Below are 4,185 nucleotides of genomic sequence, written 5' to 3' on the forward strand. Positions count from 1 at the left end.
AATCTAAAAATTATCGCTGTTGGATTCGCTTTTTTCATGGGTGACGGGTGAGGTGACGGGTGGGTGACGGGTGAGGTGACGGGTCGGAATCCTTGCTGTGTAAGGTGGTGACGGGTCAAGCCGTTATTAGGCATTTTTCTTAGCAACTGCGATCGCACTTTCAACTTCGGTTTTAAAAAGGGTCGATCACAATTTCAAGGCAGCCATTAATCCACTGGCTAATGTCGCTAACGCTAGAAATTGAATTAGCGGATTGACGCAGGGTTGCTAGCTCATCGGGGAATCCTCCTGTGGCATCCCAGCAAGGGGCGTTAATGTAATGCTGGCAGTATTCACCTAGCAAGCTGATTTCTTCGGTGGATAGTTGTCGAGAACTGAAGTATTTAAAAATTGCATCTCGCAATTCTCCTGATGCTTCGTCCCTCCAGTTCAAGGGCAAGCCCATTGGGAGGCGGTAAATATTAGGTATTCGGTTGGGGTGGTAGATAGTTACTCTGATTTGGTCATTGGTCATTAGTTATTGGGGATTGGGTATCAGATATTGGGGAATCGCAAAGTTGCAGGTATAAGAGAAAGTTTTCTAGTTCGTCCTCGGTTAAGAGCAAGCGCGATCGCTTCCCGTAATATTTCGTCAAATGCTCTCGACCTTGTTCTACCGTCCAGCCCAGGCGCTGCATCTCGGCATCTATCTTGGTCATGAGGTTTTCTAATCTTTGTCCTTGGGTTTTTTGGTCGGTCATTGGGTATTGGGCATTGGGTATTCTTCGGGGGAATCCTGGATGCATCATTTTTATTAGGAGCGATCGCAATCACGCAGCAGTGAAGTCAATGTAATACTCAGCACCCACAGCGAATTGACCCGATGCCAGTGGGTTAGTGATTTCGAGTGTGATGTTACCGGCTGGTGTGTACTTCCAGAAGGTTAGGTTCTCTTCAGTGGCTGAGTTGGTTACTGGGGTAAGAACTACTGTTGCTGTTTGGGTTTCGTGGTTGAGTGTATTTTGCTGGCAGGTGAATTTAGCTCTGATCATTGCTTTTGTTCCTTGGTGGAAGGGGAAAGATTAGGGAAGGCGGATCGAGTTGGCGCTTGATCCGCCATTTTGTTTACCGAAAGAGAAAATCGAAATGAGTAACGTAGTGATTTTGAGTGGCAACGAAGTGATCAGCATGAGCAAGGATCTGAGTTTTGTGAATGTCAATCTTTTAAAGTTTGAGGAGATAGACAAACACATTGGAGACGCTATAAAGTCGAATTTTCCTAATTACAGGATTTGGACTGCTGAACTTGCAGGATGTGACGGTGTTGGTGCTGAGGTTCTCCAGCCGGGAAAAGATTGGCAGAAAGGGAGGCTCAAACTAGTGGTCAGTTATCGTGTGGAATTCACTCCCGACAAAGTGCCTGGGTCAGAGTCTCCTTTAGATGATCTAAGATCGCAACTCAATCCCGAATAGTCACAGATGCGTCGCCTGCTAATAAGTAGGCGACATATCCATGAATAAGCCGTCCTTGCCAGAGTAGGCAGGACGGCTTTTATGATGCTTCTTGAAGTTGATGGCTAAATTGAGCTTGAACCGCTTCAAAATTCTGAATTCGAGATTCTAGTTGTTCAATTTCAAGCTCAAGAGTTCTAATACTTGCTTTCTTTATTGCTACCTGATCACGATATTCCTCGATCAGGTTCTCAATAACTCCCCCATTCGTTTCGCTTCCGAGTCTGAGGTAACTTGTCCCCTGGCAATGCGTTCTATTAACTCGCTGCGACTGATTCCCAGTAAGTTTGCTTTGATATCCAGCATCTCTACGCCTTCCGGTGTAAGGGTTACTGTCACATCCTTCTTTTTCATGCCATGAACGGCGGTTTTGGCTTTTCGTCCCATTAATTTCATTACCCATGTGAACCACCTCTATTTTACCCGTGTTAACGTTGCTGGTTTACCCATGTAATGCTAGCATTGATTTATCACATGGGTAAACAATTCGATGTTCGCACAAATTACTAGAGATTGCAGCCTACCAGCACTGAGCAAATACCAAAGACCTGCTAGGCGAACAGACAACCGACAACGGACAAGCGACAACTGCATTCACCCGTAAGTCGTAGCGCCGCGCGGTAAGCAGTCCGAACACGTAGCTTCCATCCATGCTGAATGTATAACAACTGACAACAGTTTATGACTCTCAAATTCATTCACTTTGAACATCCAAAATCTGATACATTCCTCTGCTTTGACAGAATTGCCTATGTGCAACGAATTGAAGATGTAGTTTTCATCCACTTTGATGGTGATTCAAAGCCAGTTCAGTTACGTAAGCAAGAAGCTGAAGTCTTTTTGCGGGTACTCCGAGACAACAGCTTGACCGTCTACCGATCCACTCCTGAATTAGGGGCGGAGGTAAGCAAATAAAAAGGCGATAGCTCCAGACACGAGCGATCGCCGACACAACAAATAAATTTAACAATAAGGAGATTTTACCAACATCAGGCAATTAAAAATCCAGAGCAAGAAGCCCTGGACATCCTAAAAGCGATCGGTAAAGAAAATTAGCGTTGAAAGGGAGAACAGCATGAATGTAACAGACATTAAATTAAGTGACATCATCGCCCAAATTGGGGACTTTAACCGCACCCAGGCTACCGGCTTAATTTGCCTAATTTCCCTGGCAGTGCGCGAACAAACCACTGTTGCCCACCAATATGAAGAGATTGGCTTTGAGGACATCCCTGAACGGATCGTTACCCTGTGCTATCAGCTTAACGATGACGCGCTACTCGACTTGATAGGAAGAATTGCACTCGCCTTGATCATGGAGAAAAACGCCGCGGCGCTGGATGAAGAAAACGCCCAACACGTTGCTGCACAAGCAATAGACGACCAAGAACAGCCCACATTATTGAGCGACTATTAACGCACTATGACTGACCAACAGATAGCCGACAAACCCCTTAACGGGCAACGACCAAGCCCGATTAACAGCCGTAAAGGGAAGAGAAAGGAGTGGAAGGACTTAACTATAGACCCACTTTCAGAAGGCTATGACAGCCATCAAGCCGACTATGTAGTGGGCAAAGCGCCAATTACCTGGGCCTTGCTCGAAGCTGGTCAACTCTTCTCGCGCTCCAAAAGCGGGAAGAATTTACACGTCAAACTCAACGATGGCCGCGCCATCTGTTTAGATACCCGCCAGCCAATTGAGATTAAGCCATCAATCCGCAATTCATTACAGGTCTGGATTGTAACCAACTTCAACTCAACTTCTGCCAACAAAGCGGATTTTTAAAGGCGATCGCCATCCGCATCAGGTTGCGATCGCCGGTGTCATGCGGCTACCAAGTAAACCACACACATTCAAGATTATGACAGAAGACATCAACAAATCCTACGTGAAGCGCTACGTTGACAAAGCCAACTCGACAGACAACGAAGCCGTGAAAAAGAATTGTCTTTACCGTGCCGGAACCCACATGGAGGTGATTGAGTGTAACGGTGATGACAACTTGACCCCTGAACAACAGCAAATTGTCCTTGATGCGGCTAAGGGGTTGAAATGAAAACTTATAAAATCCAGTACTGGGATACAGATGGCGAAGGCACTACCCTAATCGAATCACCACACCCAATTAATGTAGAAGAAGCATCGGAGGCAATCCAAGAACAACTACTGGCGAATGGTATTGATGCAGGGACTGTACAAGTAGAGACATTTAGGGAAGTCAAAAACGTTTTTGACCGAGTTGTAGCGAACATTCAAAGATACGGTGTTGGCTAATGAAGGATAGTACACCTTTATTTCTTGCCTTCGCTGGTATTGGTGTTTTGGTGTGGACTTTGCTGCAACAGCAGTCCACGCCTGACCTGAAAGGACAGCTGACTAAATGTCAGGCTGAGTTTGAGGGATTCAAAAACGGAGTAATCTACCGGAAATGAACCACTTTGACATTCCCTCAGCAAGGACATGGTTAAGGTTCTTGGGGTGGGTAGCAGTGAAATTAGTTGTTTCTCTGGTTCAGTTCTGCCTGTTGCTAGCTGAGAAAATCCTTGAATTTATGCTGTGGTGTGTGAAATTAGCTCATAAACCAATGGATAAAATCGCCTTTGTGGTTGACCATCTGCCCTATGCTGGTGTTCCGATCGCAATTCTGAGACAGGAGCTACAAGCGCAGACAATAGACGTACCAGCGTCCG

Annotated in this window: 12 protein-coding genes; 8 read left to right on the forward strand and 4 right to left on the reverse strand. The window is 45.8% G+C overall.

The window, feature by feature from the left end; all coding sequences use genetic code 11:
* Positions 1 to 172: 172 nt before the first annotated feature.
* The 3 genes from HWQ37_RS32965 to HWQ37_RS32975 form a co-directional block, all read right to left on the reverse strand.
* Positions 173 to 514, reverse strand: coding sequence for a hypothetical protein (locus HWQ37_RS32965; protein WP_292755373.1), 342 nt, complete (start codon positions 512 to 514; stop codon positions 173 to 175).
* Positions 504 to 740 carry a hypothetical protein gene (locus tag HWQ37_RS32970; RefSeq protein ID WP_292755375.1) on the reverse strand — a complete coding sequence of 79 codons (237 nt, stop codon included), beginning with the start codon at positions 738 to 740 and terminating at the stop codon, positions 504 to 506. Before HWQ37_RS32970 ends, HWQ37_RS32965 begins: the two co-directional genes overlap by 11 nt.
* Positions 741 to 809: 69 nt before the next feature.
* Positions 810 to 1,031 (reverse strand): hypothetical protein, encoded by a 222-nt coding sequence (locus HWQ37_RS32975; RefSeq protein ID WP_292755377.1) that lies wholly within the window; start codon positions 1,029 to 1,031, stop codon positions 810 to 812.
* Between the two features lie 94 nt (positions 1,032 to 1,125).
* On the opposite strand from HWQ37_RS32975, the gene HWQ37_RS32980 reads away from it, so the two are divergent.
* Positions 1,126 to 1,452, forward strand: coding sequence for a KGK domain-containing protein (locus tag HWQ37_RS32980; RefSeq protein WP_292755379.1), 327 nt, complete (start codon positions 1,126 to 1,128; stop codon positions 1,450 to 1,452).
* A 222-nt stretch (positions 1,453 to 1,674) separates the two neighbouring features.
* On the opposite strand, the gene HWQ37_RS32985 is transcribed toward HWQ37_RS32980, so the two are convergent.
* The gene (locus tag HWQ37_RS32985) at positions 1,675 to 1,878 is read right to left on the reverse strand and encodes a ribbon-helix-helix protein, CopG family (RefSeq protein WP_292755381.1); all 204 of its coding nucleotides are present in this window, start codon (positions 1,876 to 1,878) and stop codon (positions 1,675 to 1,677) included.
* A 294-nt stretch (positions 1,879 to 2,172) separates the two neighbouring features.
* On the opposite strand from HWQ37_RS32985, the gene HWQ37_RS32990 reads away from it, so the two are divergent.
* The 7 genes from HWQ37_RS32990 to HWQ37_RS33020 all read left to right on the forward strand — a co-directional run.
* On the forward strand, positions 2,173 to 2,406 hold the full coding sequence (locus HWQ37_RS32990) for a hypothetical protein (protein ID WP_292755383.1): 234 nt from the start codon (positions 2,173 to 2,175) through the stop codon (positions 2,404 to 2,406).
* Between the two features lie 160 nt (positions 2,407 to 2,566).
* On the forward strand, positions 2,567 to 2,908 hold the full coding sequence (locus HWQ37_RS32995) for a hypothetical protein (protein WP_292755385.1): 342 nt from the start codon (positions 2,567 to 2,569) through the stop codon (positions 2,906 to 2,908).
* A gap of 6 nt (positions 2,909 to 2,914) precedes the next feature.
* Complete coding sequence (locus HWQ37_RS33000; RefSeq protein ID WP_292755387.1) at positions 2,915 to 3,280, forward strand: hypothetical protein; 366 nt, start codon at positions 2,915 to 2,917, stop codon at positions 3,278 to 3,280.
* A 76-nt stretch (positions 3,281 to 3,356) separates the two neighbouring features.
* Positions 3,357 to 3,551, forward strand: a complete 195-nt coding sequence (locus HWQ37_RS33005) for a hypothetical protein (protein ID WP_292755389.1) — start codon at positions 3,357 to 3,359, stop codon at positions 3,549 to 3,551.
* Positions 3,548 to 3,769 (forward strand): hypothetical protein, encoded by a 222-nt coding sequence (locus tag HWQ37_RS33010; protein ID WP_292755391.1) that lies wholly within the window; start codon positions 3,548 to 3,550, stop codon positions 3,767 to 3,769. Before HWQ37_RS33005 ends, HWQ37_RS33010 begins: the two co-directional genes overlap by 4 nt.
* Entirely contained in the window at positions 3,769 to 3,927 is a 159-nt protein-coding gene (locus HWQ37_RS33015) for a hypothetical protein (RefSeq protein ID WP_292755393.1), read from the forward strand. The genes HWQ37_RS33010 and HWQ37_RS33015 overlap by 1 nt, the downstream gene beginning before the upstream one ends.
* The coding region (locus tag HWQ37_RS33020) for a hypothetical protein (protein ID WP_292755395.1) at positions 3,924 to 4,185 on the forward strand (262 nt) is incomplete at its 3' end. The genes HWQ37_RS33015 and HWQ37_RS33020, both read left to right, overlap by 4 nt.

The sequence above is a fragment of the Nostoc sp. NMS4 genome, from assembly GCF_017115095.1.
In the GTDB taxonomy this organism is placed as follows: Bacteria; Cyanobacteriota; Cyanobacteriia; order Cyanobacteriales; family Nostocaceae; genus Nostoc.

Coding starts and splice junctions, on each gene's coding strand:
- HWQ37_RS33000 (WP_292755387.1), top strand. CDS start 2,915: ATGACTGACCAACAGATAGCCGACAAACCCCTTAACGGGCAACGACCA.
- HWQ37_RS32990 (WP_292755383.1), top strand. CDS start 2,173: ATGACTCTCAAATTCATTCACTTTGAACATCCAAAATCTGATACATTC.
- HWQ37_RS32985 (WP_292755381.1), bottom strand. CDS start 1,878: ATGGGACGAAAAGCCAAAACCGCCGTTCATGGCATGAAAAAGAAGGAT.
- HWQ37_RS33005 (WP_292755389.1), top strand. CDS start 3,357: ATGACAGAAGACATCAACAAATCCTACGTGAAGCGCTACGTTGACAAA.
- HWQ37_RS32965 (WP_292755373.1), bottom strand. CDS start 514: ATGACCAATGACCAAATCAGAGTAACTATCTACCACCCCAACCGAATA.
- HWQ37_RS32980 (WP_292755379.1), top strand. CDS start 1,126: ATGAGTAACGTAGTGATTTTGAGTGGCAACGAAGTGATCAGCATGAGC.
- HWQ37_RS32995 (WP_292755385.1), top strand. CDS start 2,567: ATGAATGTAACAGACATTAAATTAAGTGACATCATCGCCCAAATTGGG.
- HWQ37_RS32970 (WP_292755375.1), bottom strand. CDS start 740: ATGACCGACCAAAAAACCCAAGGACAAAGATTAGAAAACCTCATGACC.
- HWQ37_RS33015 (WP_292755393.1), top strand. CDS start 3,769: ATGAAGGATAGTACACCTTTATTTCTTGCCTTCGCTGGTATTGGTGTT.
- HWQ37_RS32975 (WP_292755377.1), bottom strand. CDS start 1,031: ATGATCAGAGCTAAATTCACCTGCCAGCAAAATACACTCAACCACGAA.
- HWQ37_RS33010 (WP_292755391.1), top strand. CDS start 3,548: ATGAAAACTTATAAAATCCAGTACTGGGATACAGATGGCGAAGGCACT.